At 42.1% G+C, this 14,994-nt stretch carries 18 protein-coding genes and 1 tRNA gene; 12 read left to right on the top strand and 7 right to left on the bottom strand.

Features of this window, described 5'->3' with window-relative positions; all coding sequences use genetic code 11:
- The first annotated feature begins 321 nt into the window (after positions 1-321).
- Both AAJP47_RS03070 and trxC read left to right on the top strand, forming a co-directional pair.
- Positions 322-1,191, top strand: a complete 870-nt coding sequence (locus AAJP47_RS03070; protein ID WP_346716425.1) for an MBL fold metallo-hydrolase — start codon at positions 322-324, stop codon at positions 1,189-1,191.
- Positions 1,192-1,236: 45 nt separating this feature from the next.
- Complete coding sequence (trxC, locus tag AAJP47_RS03065) at positions 1,237-1,674, top strand: thioredoxin TrxC (RefSeq protein WP_346716424.1); 438 nt, start codon at positions 1,237-1,239, stop codon at positions 1,672-1,674.
- 169 nt (positions 1,675-1,843) lie between these two features.
- Here trxC and AAJP47_RS03060 read toward each other — a convergent pair whose 3' ends face one another.
- The 4 genes from AAJP47_RS03060 to AAJP47_RS03045 form a co-directional block, all read right to left on the bottom strand.
- Positions 1,844-2,245, bottom strand: coding sequence for a hypothetical protein (locus AAJP47_RS03060; protein ID WP_346716423.1), 402 nt, complete (start codon positions 2,243-2,245; stop codon positions 1,844-1,846).
- Positions 2,246-2,388: 143 nt separating this feature from the next.
- Positions 2,389-2,748, bottom strand: a complete 360-nt coding sequence (locus tag AAJP47_RS03055) for a SirB2 family protein (RefSeq protein WP_346716422.1) — start codon at positions 2,746-2,748, stop codon at positions 2,389-2,391.
- Between the two features lie 100 nt (positions 2,749-2,848).
- Positions 2,849-3,169 (bottom strand): BolA family protein, encoded by a 321-nt coding sequence (locus AAJP47_RS03050; protein ID WP_346716421.1) that lies wholly within the window; start codon positions 3,167-3,169, stop codon positions 2,849-2,851.
- A gap of 429 nt (positions 3,170-3,598) precedes the next feature.
- Positions 3,599-4,411 carry a M48 family metallopeptidase gene (locus AAJP47_RS03045; RefSeq protein ID WP_346716420.1) on the bottom strand — a complete coding sequence of 271 codons (813 nt, stop codon included), beginning with the start codon at positions 4,409-4,411 and terminating at the stop codon, positions 3,599-3,601.
- A gap of 642 nt (positions 4,412-5,053) precedes the next feature.
- Between AAJP47_RS03045 and AAJP47_RS03040 the strand changes: the two genes are divergently transcribed.
- The 5 genes from AAJP47_RS03040 (at position 5,054) to AAJP47_RS03020 (ending at position 8,104) form a co-directional block, all read left to right on the top strand.
- Positions 5,054-5,128 (top strand) — tRNA-Gly (locus tag AAJP47_RS03040).
- A gap of 734 nt (positions 5,129-5,862) precedes the next feature.
- Positions 5,863-6,222 (top strand): hypothetical protein, encoded by a 360-nt coding sequence (locus tag AAJP47_RS03035; protein ID WP_346716419.1) that lies wholly within the window; start codon positions 5,863-5,865, stop codon positions 6,220-6,222.
- A 190-nt stretch (positions 6,223-6,412) separates the two neighbouring features.
- A complete protein-coding gene (locus AAJP47_RS03030; RefSeq protein ID WP_346716418.1) occupies positions 6,413-7,153 on the top strand; it encodes a BLUF domain-containing protein in 741 nt (246 codons plus the stop codon).
- Between the two features lie 4 nt (positions 7,154-7,157).
- Positions 7,158-7,691 (top strand): GTP-binding protein, encoded by a 534-nt coding sequence (locus AAJP47_RS03025; protein WP_346716417.1) that lies wholly within the window; start codon positions 7,158-7,160, stop codon positions 7,689-7,691.
- Positions 7,692-7,699: 8 nt separating this feature from the next.
- On the top strand, positions 7,700-8,104 hold the full coding sequence (locus AAJP47_RS03020; protein ID WP_346716416.1) for a roadblock/LC7 domain-containing protein: 405 nt from the start codon (positions 7,700-7,702) through the stop codon (positions 8,102-8,104).
- A 64-nt stretch (positions 8,105-8,168) separates the two neighbouring features.
- On the opposite strand, the gene AAJP47_RS03015 is transcribed toward AAJP47_RS03020, so the two are convergent.
- The gene (locus AAJP47_RS03015) at positions 8,169-9,074 is read right to left on the bottom strand and encodes a LysR family transcriptional regulator (protein ID WP_346716415.1); all 906 of its coding nucleotides are present in this window, start codon (positions 9,072-9,074) and stop codon (positions 8,169-8,171) included.
- Between the two features lie 204 nt (positions 9,075-9,278).
- Between AAJP47_RS03015 and AAJP47_RS03010 the strand changes: the two genes are divergently transcribed.
- The 5 genes from AAJP47_RS03010 to AAJP47_RS02990 all read left to right on the top strand — a co-directional run bounded on the left by AAJP47_RS03010 (position 9,279) and on the right by AAJP47_RS02990 (position 13,309).
- Positions 9,279-9,524 (top strand): hypothetical protein, encoded by a 246-nt coding sequence (locus AAJP47_RS03010; protein WP_346716414.1) that lies wholly within the window; start codon positions 9,279-9,281, stop codon positions 9,522-9,524.
- 37 nt (positions 9,525-9,561) lie between these two features.
- The gene (locus AAJP47_RS03005; RefSeq protein ID WP_346716569.1) at positions 9,562-10,293 is read left to right on the top strand and encodes a YoaK family protein; all 732 of its coding nucleotides are present in this window, start codon (positions 9,562-9,564) and stop codon (positions 10,291-10,293) included.
- A gap of 247 nt (positions 10,294-10,540) precedes the next feature.
- A complete protein-coding gene (locus tag AAJP47_RS03000; protein ID WP_346716413.1) occupies positions 10,541-11,254 on the top strand; it encodes a pirin family protein in 714 nt (237 codons plus the stop codon).
- A gap of 309 nt (positions 11,255-11,563) precedes the next feature.
- Positions 11,564-12,502, top strand: a complete 939-nt coding sequence (locus tag AAJP47_RS02995) for a pirin family protein (RefSeq protein ID WP_346716412.1) — start codon at positions 11,564-11,566, stop codon at positions 12,500-12,502.
- 195 nt (positions 12,503-12,697) lie between these two features.
- The gene (locus AAJP47_RS02990) at positions 12,698-13,309 is read left to right on the top strand and encodes a nitroreductase family protein (protein WP_346716411.1); all 612 of its coding nucleotides are present in this window, start codon (positions 12,698-12,700) and stop codon (positions 13,307-13,309) included.
- Between the two features lie 108 nt (positions 13,310-13,417).
- On the opposite strand, the gene AAJP47_RS02985 is transcribed toward AAJP47_RS02990, so the two are convergent.
- Both AAJP47_RS02985 and pnuC read right to left on the bottom strand, forming a co-directional pair.
- Positions 13,418-13,861: an Mpo1 family 2-hydroxy fatty acid dioxygenase gene (locus AAJP47_RS02985; protein WP_346716410.1), complete on the bottom strand. Its 444-nt coding sequence runs from the start codon at positions 13,859-13,861 to the stop codon at positions 13,418-13,420.
- Positions 13,862-14,234: 373 nt separating this feature from the next.
- Positions 14,235-14,975 (bottom strand): nicotinamide riboside transporter PnuC, encoded by a 741-nt coding sequence (gene pnuC / locus AAJP47_RS02980; protein ID WP_346716409.1) that lies wholly within the window; start codon positions 14,973-14,975, stop codon positions 14,235-14,237.
- Positions 14,976-14,994 lie beyond the last annotated feature (19 nt).

The following is a 14,994-nucleotide window of genomic DNA, read 5'->3' as shown; positions in this document are numbered from 1 at the left end:
TAGACAAAAGTATCTTAGCGTCAGATCATCCTAGCGTTAGAGTATCTTCAGTTAACATCGTTACTTAACACGCTTTAGGGCATCATCGCTTAGATGTTATAGTGGCGTTGCACGCTTTTAGAGAAAACAACGTGAACTATCCAAGATATTGACCTTCGTCGCCATTGACTGTCTTTTACATTATATAAATTGATAGCCCGTTTATCGATGCTTATATTGATTTATATCTATAAAAAAGCAAAAAGCGCGATTTAAAGGGTCATAGGGTAGGTCAGCATCTCTTAAATAACCAACATTTTATCTAAACGCAAAGAGGCCATCATGCAAGTTCATAGTTTCTTACATAGCGACACAGAAACCTATAGCCATGTACTCGCAGATGTACAACAACAAGTCTGTGCGATTATTGATCCAGTATTGGACTTTGATGCAAAATCAGGTCATACCAGCACTACTAGCGTTGATGAAGTCATTGCGTTTGTGCGCGAACATGGCTGGTCGCTGGCGTATATCATAGAGACCCACGCGCACGCCGACCATTTGTCCGCTGCTATACATGTAAAAGAAGCGCTGGGCGGTCAACTGGTTATCGGTCAGCATATCACTGACGTACAAAAAACGTTTAAGCAAATTTTTAACTTTGATATGAGTTTTCGCACCGATGCAAGCCAGTTCGATATTTTAACAGATGACGGCGACATATTGATGTTGGGTGATATTACCATCACTGCCATGTACGTACCTGGTCACACTCAAGCTGATATGGCGTATCTGGCGGTTGATGACAAAAAATCAGCGCTCTTTGTTGGTGATACCTTATTTGCGCCTGACGTTGGCACGGCTCGCTGTGATTTTCCAGGTGGCGATGCCAAAACCTTATATCAATCCATCCAAAAACTGCTGGCGCTTCCAGAAGATACGATGATCTACCTGTGTCATGACTATCCGAGTCAGGGTCGTAAACACTGTCCGACAACCACGGTGGCTGCCCAAAAAATGGGCAACATTCATGTCAAATCAGGTATTAATGAAGCAGAGTTTGTGCAAATGCGTGAGCGCCGCGATGCGACGTTAGCGATGCCGCGTTTGATCATTCCAGCGGTACAAGTCAATATCGACGCTGGTCACTTGCCACAGCCGGAGGACAATGGCGTCCGGTATTTAAAAGTCCCGCTTAATGTCCTTGAATAGCACATTTAGAATGCCTATTTATTATATTTGTAGAGGAGTGCTCTAATGAGTGAACAAAACGCACATCTAGTCTGTCCCCATTGCCAAGCGACCAATCGAATTCCGACGGCCAAGCTGAACGCTGCACCCAATTGCGGCAAATGTGGTCAGCACTTATTAATTGCGATGCCCTATGAGCTTAACGCGCAGACGGTCAATAAAGTCATTCAAAAAAATGATGTGCTGACGGTCGTTGATTTTTGGGCGAGCTGGTGTCAACCCTGTCTGATGATGGCGCCGCAATTTAAAGCGGCCGCCACTCAGTTACCGCAGGTGGTCTTTGCAAAAATACAAACGGACCAATATGAGCAAGCAGCAGCGCCTTACAATATTCGCAGCTTGCCCACCATGGTGGCTTTTAAAAATGGGAAAGAAGTTGCTCGGCAGTCAGGCGCGCTACCCACCGATCAAATTGTTCAATGGATACGCAGCTTAAACGCTTAACGCTATATTCACGCTTAAAAGCTTCAGCTTGGACAATTTAGACAATCACTATGAAAAAAGCCAATACGCTATGAATAACGTATTGGCTTTTTTATAAACATCATAATGAAAATTATTTGGTACGTGATACAACGGCACAGGATTTATAGCGCTTATTTATTATAAATCGCTATTCACCATAAATTTTAAGGCCATTGGCAAAGCTACAGCGTTGAATACGGGCAGATTGAACGATGGCATCACGCTCACCATACAGTCTTGAGAGTTTCGCATCACGCGCTTTGGTGTCATTGCTTTTACCAACCCCAAAACTGATGTTGGGTGAGATACCCCAACGTCCTGCTGACACGCCAACACCGACACCCGACGTAGATAAGGTTGATTGCTGATTGTTTGCATCGGCTACGTAACGATTGACTCGCGCATATTCTTGGCTCAGCGCCTGACAATCATAGTTTTGATACGTGCTTGGCGGTACATATTGCGGTGCGATATTACCAGTAGAGGCGCAGCCTGAAAGGCCGAAAACGCCAGCTATTGCCAGTAGTGTGCCTGTAGTAAGAGTTTTCATAGCGCCTCCATTAAGTAAAACGATGGTGTTTATAACCCATTAAGATAAAAATAACCTGATTAAGATATCGAGAATATATCGGTTACGCCCTATCTTTCAATGCCATCACTGTGACGATTTGTGCTGCTTTAAGAGACGGCTTGTTAAAACAAGTTGGCAGGCTTGGTAATGGCTAAAATCACAATACCGATATAAGCAATTGCCGCAATAAGAATGCCTGTCTTTCTTTGTCCTGCTGTCGCATTAGGATTAAAGGCTTTTATACTGGAGCTGATAGCCGCGATCAGCAAGATGATTTTGGCAAATACCCACTGCACAGGGGCGTTGGCACTTATAAGCTGCATAAGCATCACCGCGCCTGACACGATAATCAACGCATAGATAATGTGGTTGGCTATTTTGATGGCTTTTGGTGCTTGTCGATTGGTGCTCAACACCAAGTAGCTTTGATATAAGAACAATACAATGACGAGTACCGCCATGAGCATATGTAAGTGTTTCATTGACTATCGTTTCCTCTAAAATTGCAATTTGCCAGTGTATTGATAGCATAGAATGCTTGCTGTATCAGTCAAAATGACCAAGCGATATAGCGACAACTGGTTATTTATTTTGTCCAGCACATAATGGACTATCCGGGCTTTGACCTTGCCATTCTGTTGGGGTAAAGGCATGAATGGCCAACGCATGCACTTGTCCACCTTGTGACGTCAGTAACTCATTGACCAACTCATATACTAGCTGATGACGAGCAACCAATCGTTTGCCTTCAAAGGCATCACTAACAATGGTTAGCTTAAAATGGCTCTCTTTGCCGTCAAAATAACCTGCATGATTCATAGATTCATTGATCAGTTCTAGATGCTGTGGTTGCAGGGCTTGTAGTTCTTTATTAAGGGCATTGGCGGTAGGCGTGGTACTCATAACAATCCTTCAATGTGTGTGGCTAGATGATAGTAGTCAATTCATGACCGAAATCGTGTGCTTATTATAACAGACGCGATTGATATGACGGGGCGCTATTAGCTTGGGTGTATTGTCAATAACGATCTCAACCACCAGCGCAACTACGATCTGCTATAGTCAATCCACTATAAAAGAAATACAGTAATACTGGCGTCCATTTTGCGCCGCCTCTGTCAGCAACGGCACAGCAAGCGAGGGAAATGATTGCCAGTATCGCATGAGCATATGCGTATCTTTTTTATTTAGGACTGACGATATCAACACGATAATCACGATAAAAAAAAGCAGAGCACAATTGATTATTTGCACTCTGCTATTCTTATTTACAATATTTGTCCAAACGCTGAGCCGTATTTCAATATAAAACTTGCGTCAAGACAATGCTGATTAACGACGCGCCTTTTGGTAGAGCGGCATTACTTTGGGCATCAATGATTGCAAGTTGGCAATACGATTGCTGCTGGCAGGGTGAGTGCTTAAGAACTGTGGTGGCTCACCTTGACTGGCGCGCTGCATTTTCTGCCATAAGGTAACCGCCGCTTGTGGATTGTAGCCTGCACGTGCCATTAGCTCTAGACCGATTTGATCCGCTTCAGCTTCTTGGGTACGACTGTGGGGACGACTCAAGCCTAGGTCGCCAGCTACGTTTGCTAGATCCGCTTGACCTTGCGATAAGCCAAAGATACTAGCGGCAACACCTATACCAGTTTGTGTGGCGTACTCGCGCGAGAGACGCTCACGTGAATGCTCACGTAAAGCATGCGACATCTCGTGTCCCATAATCGCTGCAATCTCATCATCCGTTAAATTCAAACGATCGATAATGCCTGTGTAAAACATAATCTTACCGCCTGGAAGTACAAAGGCGTTTAGCTCATTAGATTTAATCGTGTGTACTTCCCATTGCCATTTTGCGGCATCTGGGCGATAGACACCCACTTGACCAATCAGACGATTAGAGATGTTTTTTAGGCGATTGAGCTGAGCGGTATTGGTATCAAGTACGCGCTGGTTTCTAGCGTCCTGTATTGTTTTAGCATAGCTTTGTGCAGACATTTGCAACACTTCTTCGCTCGAAACTAAGAGCAGTTGCTGGCGATCAACGCCAATGGCACCCGTGCCAGTCGTGCTCGAACAACCTGTCAACGTTAACGCCGATAAGGAGGCTGCCATCGCTGTGGTGGTCAATAATTTTTTCATGATAAGTATCCTCGCTAGAAATGATAAAATTAAAATTAAACAAAATGGGTATTGGTACAGTAGATAAAGAGGCCGTCTTTTATTAATATTCTACTCACAGGCATTGATCTACCAAAACAGTAAAATTTTACCTGAACTGTCAGTAAGCATAAGTATAATAATGTTAACAAGTCAAAACCAAGGCAGAAATCGTAACCGCACATCGTAATTTTGCAACAAGTCGGAAATAGGCATTATAGATAGGCAGGGTAATAGTGAGTTGTTTTTGAAGAGAAGTTGATTATCGCTCTATTAACTATTAACAACGGTATTACTATAACTGGTCCAAAACAATAGTGGTAAATACCGTCATCATGTTCTATTGGTTTCAATTTTATTAGCACGTCTTATTGAGATAGCGAGCATATTTCTGTCATGACTATAAATATTTCCATGATGGTTATAAATAAAGATAAAATGAATTGAGTGTTATAGATATTGTTAAATCAATAACTTAAGCTAATTTAGCTTAAACGTATAAAGATTGAACGACAATTTTGGCAATAAATTTTAAAAAAGGTGTTGACACCCGCAGAATATTTGCTAAAATAGCCAGCCTATCGAGACGTAGTCGTTGTTAACAACGGGACGATTTGATATTAAGCGGGAATAGCTCAGTGGTAGAGCATAACCTTGCCAAGGTTGGGGTCGAGAGTTCGAATCTCTTTTCCCGCTCCAAATATGGCTTGAAAAAGCGCAAAAAGCCTCACTTCTTATATTAGAAGTGAGGCTTTTTTTTGTGCGCGAAATTTGGCTTTGGCCAAATGATATATATTGATGTCACAAAACCTTTAACTATGGGCTTATTCTTACGTTATCTTTAATACTCGAATTTAACGTCACCTCTATACTTTTAAATTAATCAACAAATTTAAATGAACCAAAAAAACAACCCAAATCCCTCTCACTATTCTTAAAGATAACTTCATTTAGGAAGCTATTATTTAACTTTTTATAAGTGCTTTGTAAAACAACCTTTCTGCAAATTAATCAAATTTTTGAATGATTTTTTGAGCCAAATTCATTGACTCCATCACGTAAAAATCTTCTCTAGCAATGCTAAATAATTGTTATTCTCACATATTTTTGTCAGTTTCCTACTCAGTGGTCGTTATTTCCTCACGAGCGGTTAGGTACAAGTGTGCTCTAGTCTGATATATCGAATATAATGATGACGGCTACAGAAGGTAAACTCAGTTTACGAGTAGGTTATATTTTACGTACCAAAAAATACACTGAGTTAATATTATTTCACTATTATGAACGGCTTACGAATTTGGCTACTGGCTTAAGGTAAACTAATAAATTGAACAGTAATTAGTGCGCCAAATTCTTTGTATAGTCGGTAAGCGCAGAATGCCTTTTTTCATAAAATTATGTTATTCAAACAAACCAGCAAATAGGAACAAAGTATGTCAAATATTAATGAAGCTTTAGAAGAATTGATGACCCTTGACGGCGCAATGGGCGGCTGTATTGTCGACTATATGTCAGGTATGGTACTAGGTACGATCGGTGGCGGTGTTGATCTAGAGTTGGCAGCAGCAGGTAACTCACAAGTCGTAAAAGCGAAAGTTGCGACCATGAAATCACTTGATATCAAAGGTGAAGTTGAGGACATGCTAATCACGCTAGAGACGCAGCTACACATCATTCGTCCTACTGCAAATCATGAAGACTTATTCATCTACTTGGTACTTGATAAGTCAAAGGCTAACCTTGCACTAGCACGCCGTAAGGTAAAATCAGTAGAAAGTACACTAGAAATCTAAAGAGCCAGTTTGGCTAGAAAATGCTAGCCAACGAGTAATTTATATAGCCATTCTTATTGCTTACGATTTATCAAATAAGACTGGTCATAAGGTCATATTCGTTATGTATATATCGTACATAACGAATCTTATTTTCTGTACAGTTATAACAACTTAACTGACCTTTAACGTCTTATTAAGTGGTGGCAAAATGAAATGTATTGCATATGTCAGTAGAACGCCTGTCAGTGATCTTAGTATGCGCATGCCTACAGGGTTATCAGACATTATTAGCGTATCTCGTAAGCACAATCCAGAGTTAAACATTACTGGTATTATCTCTTATCGTCAAGGACAGTACCTTCAAGTGCTTGAGGGTCCTTCTACAGAAGTAGATAGGTTGATGGCAAAAATAGGGGTTGATCCTAGACATCAGGATATTTGGGTTTTTTTAAATAAAGACGTAACAAAACGTAGTTTCCAAAATTGGGGTGTTAGCGTATTTGATTTTGTTGATCAAGGTATCTTCTTTGAAACTTTCATTGAAGACAACAGAGCTATTATAAATGGCTTTGATGAGCAACAAAAAAGCCGTATTAAACCCTTTATTAATGTCACAGAAACAGACTCTGTCCTTGAGAGTCGTTTTGAAGGTAAAAACTTAAAGTTGCTAGCATGGCCAGATCTAAACAATCAAAGTAATCCTCAAATGATTATGGAGCTGTGCATCAAATTGACTAAGAAACCTTACCCATTTGATTTATTGGTACGCAGCGGTGAATTTGGTACGGTTGAGGAAGTCACAAAGATACTTAAAGATTTTGAACAACTGGGCATACTGAATGTCACGGAACCAGAAGCGCTAGAACCAGTACTAGAAGAACAAACCATCAGTGAAAAGAAGCCTAATAAGTTTTATGGCGCTATCAAAAAATTATTAGGAATGGGGTGAAAAATTGAATTATCAAAAGCTAGCTATTATCGGTGAGGTGGGCGCTGGGAAGACCCAGATGGTCAAAACGCTCAGTGAAATCAGCCCGTTCGAGACGGAGGCAAAATCCAGTGTCGATATTGGTAAAGAATTTACGACAGTAGGGATTGATTACGGGCGAATTAGCCTCTCTGATGATATGGCTCTCGGCCTATATGGCGTGCCCGGTCAAGAACGATTCTCTTTTTTATGGGAGTTCGTTAACAAGTCTTTGTGGGGTTTGCTTATTTTGATTAAGCATGGCGAGACGCCCGACTATGAAAATTTAGATAAATTATTACACTTTTTTGCACCAGAAAAAAATGAGACAACTTGTATTATCGGTATTACGCACTGCGAAGGTGCTGATAAATACAGTGTCGCTGCTCTTGGCCAAGAAATAAGAGTTATGTTGATGAAGCATAACGTGGTAGCGCCAGTGATCAGCACAGATCCTAGAAGCAGAGAGGCGGCCGTTTCTCTATTATCATTATTCAATACTCTCAATAACCAAGATTAGTGGTAGATATGACGACATCAAACGAAAAATCACCAGCCAAGACCGCGCTTTTACAACATATGAAAGCATTGTGTGAAGCCAATAGAGAAATCGTATTGGCCAGTCTGTGTACCACAGATGGCTTTCCGATCAGTTGCTTTTCAATCAGCGACCTGAGCAATCAAGCTGATAAGTTTGCGGCGATGAGTAGCACCCTAGCAGCGCTTAGTGACTCATCTGCCATGCAAATGAAGCAAGGCACGTGCGATATCACGATCGTTGAGGCGACTTCGGGAAACATCTTGTTTGTCAAAACAGACTATATTGGCAAACCTTGCGTCTTGACCGTGGTCGCTCAAAGTAAAATGTCGCTGGCTGAAGCAAGATATAAGACCAAAAAGCTGATCGGAGAAATTGCTGCAATTACTGAGTAGAAAAGTAAAGCAGCTGCTCATGACATTAGCCCATGATATTGTTAAGGCTGAGCGAATTGGTTGATCAAAAATTATCCCAGTATGGATTATCACCGAAACGCTCGGCGATAGAATCGATTAGGTAGCGGCAACGCTGGGACAAAAAGCGGTTTTTTGGATAAACGGCGTAAGCGCTAAGCGTCGGTAGCTCATATTGTTGAAGGATAGACACCAGCTCACCTTTCGCCAATTTTTGATAAGCAATAAAGGTCGGTATAAAGGTGATGCCGTGACCCTTTACGGCCAGATCGACCAAAAACTCCCCATTGGTGGCTTTAACCTTGGCGTTAATCGTGTGGCTGTGCTTTTTGCCTTGGGCATCGATGACTTCAAGGGTGCTTGTCTTGCCAAGACCATATTGCAAAAATTCATGATGCTCTAAATCTTTTAACGTCTCAGGTACGCCCATTTTACTCAAGTAATCAGGACTGGCGCAGAGTGCATAACGAATGAGTGCCAAGCGTTTTGCCTGATAGCTTGAGTCTTGTAGCTCTCTAATACGAATCGCCAATTCATACCCTTCTTCGATCAGATCAACGTGCCGATCAGAAAAATCCAACTCAAAATTAAGAGTGGGGTGCTGAGTGGCATACTCATCAATCACATCATTCAAATGCATAAGACCAAATGACAAAGGCGCAGTGATCTTTAAGGTGCCCTCAATACGGGTAGGTTCGTCACTGGCTTGCTCATTTAGCGTATCGACTGCATTTAATATATTGTTTACTTGCTGATAATACTGCTCACCCGCTTGGGTCAGATGCGATTGGCGCGTGGTTCGGCTGATAAGTTGACTGCCAAGCCGCGTCTCTAACTCTTTTAAACGACGACTGACAGCAGACTTGGCAATGTTTAACTGCTCTGCCGCTTTGGTGATGCTACCTGCTTCGACAATGCGTACAAACATTGCCATGTCCTCTAACTGTCCCATGTCTACTGCCTTATTCTTCTTCTAAAATATCTAGTTAAAACACGCTGCTAAAAAATTGTTCTAAAAACAAGAACTGACAATTGTAATTATTGAGGTTTATCCTGCGATAGTCAACGCTTATACTGCAAGCACGCTTGATTAAAGCATTTACCGACATCTGGTTTTAGTGCCATTTATTATCCTAAATAAGGAATCACTATCCCTATGAGCGCATCAATAAAAATTGCCTTAATCATTGATAGTTTGCGAAAAGAAACAATCAACCGTCAGGTTGTAGCATATATCGTGTCGCAAATGCTCGCAGCACCAATGAGGGTCAGCCCAGAGGTCTATCTTAGCGACGCAACAGATAGTTTGACGGAGGGGAGATGCGTCAGCGCACGCACCCAACCGTATCTACAAAAATTCATCGATGAGTTGGTTAAATTTGTAGGAAGTGCCAGTGCCTAACTCAATATCTGACCAGACCAATAACCATCAATCCAGTATGAGCAAGAGTAATCAAAACAACACTCAGGCTAATAATGAGTCACCGCCAAGTTTTTGGCAGCGTTATCGAGCGCCTGTCCTACTGACCGTGGTTGGCGGAGCGATTGATACCATTGGTTTTATCGCTTTATTTGGGTTTTTTACGGCTCATGTCACGGGCAACTTAGTGATGGCAGGTAGTGGATTGGTTAAAGGTGAGGATGGCTTATGGATTAAGCTGGCGGCCTTGCCATTGTTTGTGTTAACTGTGATGGTGACCAAGACTTTTATTGATAAGAGTCAAAAGCGCGAATTGATATTGAGTCACTTGTTCCTTGCTGAAGCGGCTTTTTTGATGGCATTTATGATCGCAGGTCTGTACTTTCAGCCTTTTACGGATGCAGGCAGTATTACTGTGGCATTGACAGGTGGCCTTGGTTTGATCGCGCTTGCGATACGCAACACGGCGAGTAAAACGTTGATCAAACATATGAGTCCGACGGTATTGATGACGGGCAACACCACGCAACTGGGTATTAATTTGACCGATTATGTGAACAATCGCACGCCTAAAAATGCCAAAAAACTGGGACATAGCGCTGCACTGGTGTTTAGCTTTTTGATTGGGGCTTTGGTTGGTGCGCTCTTATATCTTAAGCTGAGCTTTTGGGCAGTAGGATTGTTCGTGTTGCCAGTATTGTATTTGGCGCTCTTGGCACGTGATGAGTCGTTTTTGAGTGAGATAGGTTGAGAATAATTGGCCATTTTCTATTAGCTATTAATCATTTTCTATTAACCGTTGGCCATCGCCAACGTTTTAACACATGCTAAGCGCTGGTTAGGCAAACAGAATTGTTATTGTTCTATAAGGGAGAATAGTTAATTGCAAAAATGGACGTTTATCAATTTATAAACAACAAATATAATAACGCCATGGTTCAGAGAACCTTAAATAACAAGCGGTGAGTTTTTAACTCACGCATAAAAAAGGAGTTGTTATGAAGACAATCTACCATGCAGCAGACTCTCGCGGCGATGCCAACCACGGCTGGCTCAAAAGCAAGCACACTTTTAGTTTTGCCAATTACCACCATCCTGAGCGTATGGGGTTTGGTGCCTTACGTGTCATCAATGATGATTTCGTCATCGGCGGGCAAGGCTTTGGGAAGCACTCACATCGCGATATGGAAATTATCAGTATTCCGTTATCTGGTAAGCTTGCTCATGGCGATAATATTGGTAATGAAGGCATTATTGAAACGGGTGAAATCCAAGTTATGTCGGCAGGGACTGGCATCACGCATAGTGAAATGAATGGCGATGCTAGTGAGCCTGTTAAGTTTTTACAGATTTGGGTCATCCCTAACAAAATGAGCGTCAAGCCTCGTTATCAACAAGTTTGCATGACTGACATCATGCAACCGAACGAGTTCAATCAAGTGTTGTCACCCAGCGCTGACGATGCTGGCGTGTGGATTCATCAAAACGCTTGGTTCAGTATGGGTGATTTTGATAACGGTGTGACACAGACTTATCACCTAAAAGATGCGAGCAATGGCGCTTATATTTTCGTTATCAGTGGTACGGTAGTGGTCAATGGCAGCGTCTTAGAGACTCGGGATGGTCTGGGTGTTTGGGACACTGAAAGTTTTACCATGGACGTAGAAGCAGATGCCAAGGTGCTAGTTATGGAAGTACCAATGGCGTTTTAGAAATTTTTAGATAAGTTTAAGCCTTGTTAATGGTATTGCCATGATAGTTTGCTGCAAAGATAACCTTGCTTAGCTACTGATTCAAGCCATTGGTTGAGACAGCTATTAGCCCCAATGTTATAGTTGATCCTAAATAAACTGGATACAAGAAACGATAGAGCGAGACTGAAACCAATTTTTCTTGCTTGCTTGCTGTGCCTTCGCATACAGAGACATCAAAAAATGAGTCCCATTCTCGCTGTGCCTTTTTTATATTGGATTGACTATAGCGTTATGATGTACACCATTATTGAATAATAAGAGGTAACAATGACGATCAAAACCCTAAATCCAAGGCTGGCAAGTGTTGGCGGTATTCCAATCGCTCGATTGTTACCTAACAGAGGTCACCAACCAATTGGTGCATGGTGTTTTTTGGATCATGCCGGCCCTGTAGAATTTGACGAAGATGAGTCGGGTATACAAGTGGGTCGTCATCCGCACACTAATCTGCAAACCTTTAGTTGGATGTTAAATGGCGAGGTGCTGCACAGAGACAGTTTGGGCAATGAGCAAGTCATCGCCAAAAACCAAGTCAATGTCATGACCGCCGGTACGGGCCCAGCGCAAGGCATCAGCCATACCGAGCAAAGCATTTTTCCAAAGACGGGCGGCTCACCAGATGCCGCGCGTGGTCTTAGTATGGTACAGCTATGGATTGCGCTACCGACCGATCAACAAATCGAGCGCGGCTTCCATCATTATCCACAGCTGCCTACGTGGCGTGAGGATAGCGCTGAGATGATTCTTACCACAGGTCGTTATACCAGCGTGACAGGCGAGTATTATGAAGCGCCAACCATACAGTATTCAAAAATGATCGGTATCGATGTGAATTTTTTAGCAGATGGCGAGGTCACACTCAATTTAGAGCCAAATTTTGAATACGGTCTTTTGGTCATCGAAGGGAAGGTTGAATCTGAGGGCAGTACATGCGAAAAAGATCAATTGTTTCGCTTCTATGATTCGGATATTGCCCATAGCAGTGGTATCAAGCTGGCGGCAAAAAAAGGCACAAGACTGATGGTTATCGGCGGTGAGCCTTTAAATAATAAAGTGCTACTATGGTGGAATTTTGTCGCTGACAATAAACAAGAACTCGAGCAATCTATTATCGACTGGAACAATGGTCATAAGCGTTTTGGTGAGGTTGACTCGACTATGGAACGTCTACCCGCACCAGAGCTACCTAAAGGCTTCAAAGGTTAAAATAACCAAACATGATTTATTAATTTAACTTTTATAAGTTAGACTTTGGTTAAGTTATTTTACAAAAAAAGAATATAGGTTTGCATAAATTGCTACCATAATGGAGCAAATTCAAAGCACAGCCTTAAATTAATAAGTTAATTCTAATGATTAACCCGATTTAAATAATTTATATCAACAACGTGGAGCAATACTATGTCAGATCTAAAAACACTACAGAAATTAGCAGAAAAACGTCGTTCGATCTATGCGCTAAATGGTCAGTTGCCAGTCGCTAACGAAGAGGTTATTCAACTGGTTGAGCATGCTATTTTGCACACGCCATCATCGTTTAACTCACAGTCAACGCGCATCGTTGTATTGTTTGGTGAAGATCACAATAAGCTGTGGGACATGACGGAAGAGACGTTGCGTGTCATCGTCGGTGATGAAGAAGCGTTCCAATCAACCAAAGAAAAAATCGCTGGTTTTAGAAATGGCGCTGGTACTATCTTATTCTTTGAAGACCAAGCAGTCGTTAGAGGCATGCAAGAAGCGGCTCCTCTGTATGCAGAAAACTTCCCAGTGTGGGCAACGCAGACCAATGCCATGCATCAATATGTGATCTGGACAGCGCTGGCCAGTATCGAAGTCGGTGCAAATTTACAGCATTACAATCCTGTGATTGATGAAAGAGTGGCCAACACTTGGAACATCGATGAAAACTGGGAACTAAAAGCGCAAATGGTATTTGGCGGTATTGAGCAGCCAGCAGGCGACAAATCGTTCAAACCTGTTGAAGAGCGCATGAAAGTATTTGGTGCCTAACCAAACAGCTTGATGCAAATCAAAAAGCGCCACTCAGCCATGCGTTGAGTGGCGCTTTTTGTAGTATATTATAACGGTTGCAAGGCTCTTCTTTAAGATTGACGATAACTACTGCTTAGAGCGCATAAGACTGTTAGCCACCCATGCAGGGCCAATCAATAAAAATTGTAAATCTTCAAAGAATGACGGTTTTTTTCCTTCAATCTTATGACCGATAAACTGTCCAATCCAAGCCACAATAAAAATGCCCGCCCAGATTTTAAAGCCCCACGGCAATACTGCCATGATTGATAAACAAATAAGAATGAACATGCCCATTGCCAAAAACAGCGGGGTAGACAAACGCATATAAAACAACAATACCAAAGCGCTAAGCACAAGGGTAAACCAAACAGACAGTGACATACCCATACCAAGTAAACTGACAAAGATAGTCGGCACACAGAGCCAGTGGATTTTTTTGTTAATCAAGTTTTGATGACTGACCGCATACTCGCTGAGCCACTGCTCAAGTGTGCGTTTAGATAGTCGTTGTTGACGATTGCGAGACATACTAACCTCCTTGTTAGTAGATGACATAAGAAACAAACACTCACTATCCATAGTGAAAGGGTTCGTACTATCATTTGTAGCATTAATTGAGCCAATCTACCATGCTATCTGATAGACGGCGCAGTCAAATCCTAGCATTTCACCAATATTCTTGATGCCATCATCGTAACGTTTTTTCTAATTTTCTCAGCCTTTTTATGCCTTAATTTTTTGCTATCGTCGACTAACTTTACAAGTGATCCAAAGCGACTCGAATGAAGGTCACGCTGCCTTTGTATGAGCCGCAAGCAAGGCAAATTTATGCCAATCGCTTACGGCTATTCTTGTAGCTATTGAGGTAACAGTTAAGGTATCGATTTTAACAACCGTACGATTACAATCTTTGCGCTTGCTCACTGCGCTGCCATTCATAAAGACCGATAAAGGCATTTATTTGATAAATCATGGTTTGAATGGCAAAGATGTAATTGCCAGACATCAGATTGACGATGAGCCAGACAAAGTTAACCACAATCCATAACCACCAGTTGAACGAGTAGCGCAAAATCATCGCGGCCTGCGCCGTAATGGATAAGACAAATGCGATCACATTGATCCAAAAGAAAGAAATAAAGCCTAAGAATTTACTGTTGTCGTCTTCCACGACGACATAGCCATAGCTGGCTAATAAATTATTCACCGTGGGGAAAAGGGCAAGACCAATAATAATGAATATCGCTGTGATTAGCCAAACGGCTTTGTTGGCACTTTTTGGTATCATGTCACCATTGGGATCGGTATGCTTTGACCAATAAAAAATCCCATATACGTGCGTGAAGAAGTTAAAGAGTGGCGCCAGCATTAATCCCACAGCCCCAGAAGTGGCTTGTACAATGACTTCGCCGGAAGTTGCCGCCATGCCAAGGCCATTGCCCATGACGTTTTTGCGAAATGATAGGGACACCACGCAGAGCAGACCAACAAAAGAGACGCCCAAATAAAACATATCAAGCGTGGTGTGTTCTGTGGTCAGCCAAAAACCTGTGGATAAGGCCGCGACCCCACAAATGAACCAAATGACAATCCATTGCATCGCCCATTTTCCGGTGATGTTGTCTAATAGCTGAATACGCATGGCGCTTATTTCCTAAAGA

The sequence above is a fragment of the Psychrobacter halotolerans genome (genome assembly GCF_039680845.1).
GTDB lineage: Bacteria > Pseudomonadota > Gammaproteobacteria > Pseudomonadales > Moraxellaceae > Psychrobacter.
The sequence above is the reverse complement of the archived record's forward strand: the minus strand, read 5'-3'. Positions and strand labels throughout refer to the sequence as shown.

Bases quoted from the DNA above. Each gene is read 5' to 3' on its own strand.
- AAJP47_RS03020 (WP_346716416.1), top strand. From the start codon at position 7,700: ATGACGACATCAAACGAAAAATCACCAGCCAAGACCGCGCTTTTACAA.
- AAJP47_RS03060 (WP_346716423.1), bottom strand. From the start codon at position 2,245: ATGAAAACTCTTACTACAGGCACACTACTGGCAATAGCTGGCGTTTTC.
- AAJP47_RS03000 (WP_346716413.1), top strand. From the start codon at position 10,541: ATGAAGACAATCTACCATGCAGCAGACTCTCGCGGCGATGCCAACCAC.
- AAJP47_RS03005 (WP_346716569.1), top strand. From the start codon at position 9,562: ATGAGCAAGAGTAATCAAAACAACACTCAGGCTAATAATGAGTCACCG.
- AAJP47_RS03055 (WP_346716422.1), bottom strand. From the start codon at position 2,748: ATGAAACACTTACATATGCTCATGGCGGTACTCGTCATTGTATTGTTC.
- AAJP47_RS03010 (WP_346716414.1), top strand. From the start codon at position 9,279: ATGAGCGCATCAATAAAAATTGCCTTAATCATTGATAGTTTGCGAAAA.
- AAJP47_RS03050 (WP_346716421.1), bottom strand. From the start codon at position 3,169: ATGAGTACCACGCCTACCGCCAATGCCCTTAATAAAGAACTACAAGCC.
- pnuC (WP_346716409.1), bottom strand. From the start codon at position 14,975: ATGCGTATTCAGCTATTAGACAACATCACCGGAAAATGGGCGATGCAA.
- AAJP47_RS03035 (WP_346716419.1), top strand. From the start codon at position 5,863: ATGTCAAATATTAATGAAGCTTTAGAAGAATTGATGACCCTTGACGGC.
- AAJP47_RS03070 (WP_346716425.1), top strand. From the start codon at position 322: ATGCAAGTTCATAGTTTCTTACATAGCGACACAGAAACCTATAGCCAT.
- AAJP47_RS03045 (WP_346716420.1), bottom strand. From the start codon at position 4,411: ATGAAAAAATTATTGACCACCACAGCGATGGCAGCCTCCTTATCGGCG.
- AAJP47_RS02990 (WP_346716411.1), top strand. From the start codon at position 12,698: ATGTCAGATCTAAAAACACTACAGAAATTAGCAGAAAAACGTCGTTCG.
- trxC (WP_346716424.1), top strand. From the start codon at position 1,237: ATGAGTGAACAAAACGCACATCTAGTCTGTCCCCATTGCCAAGCGACC.
- AAJP47_RS02995 (WP_346716412.1), top strand. From the start codon at position 11,564: ATGACGATCAAAACCCTAAATCCAAGGCTGGCAAGTGTTGGCGGTATT.
- AAJP47_RS03030 (WP_346716418.1), top strand. From the start codon at position 6,413: ATGAAATGTATTGCATATGTCAGTAGAACGCCTGTCAGTGATCTTAGT.
- AAJP47_RS02985 (WP_346716410.1), bottom strand. From the start codon at position 13,861: ATGTCTCGCAATCGTCAACAACGACTATCTAAACGCACACTTGAGCAG.
- AAJP47_RS03015 (WP_346716415.1), bottom strand. From the start codon at position 9,074: ATGGGACAGTTAGAGGACATGGCAATGTTTGTACGCATTGTCGAAGCA.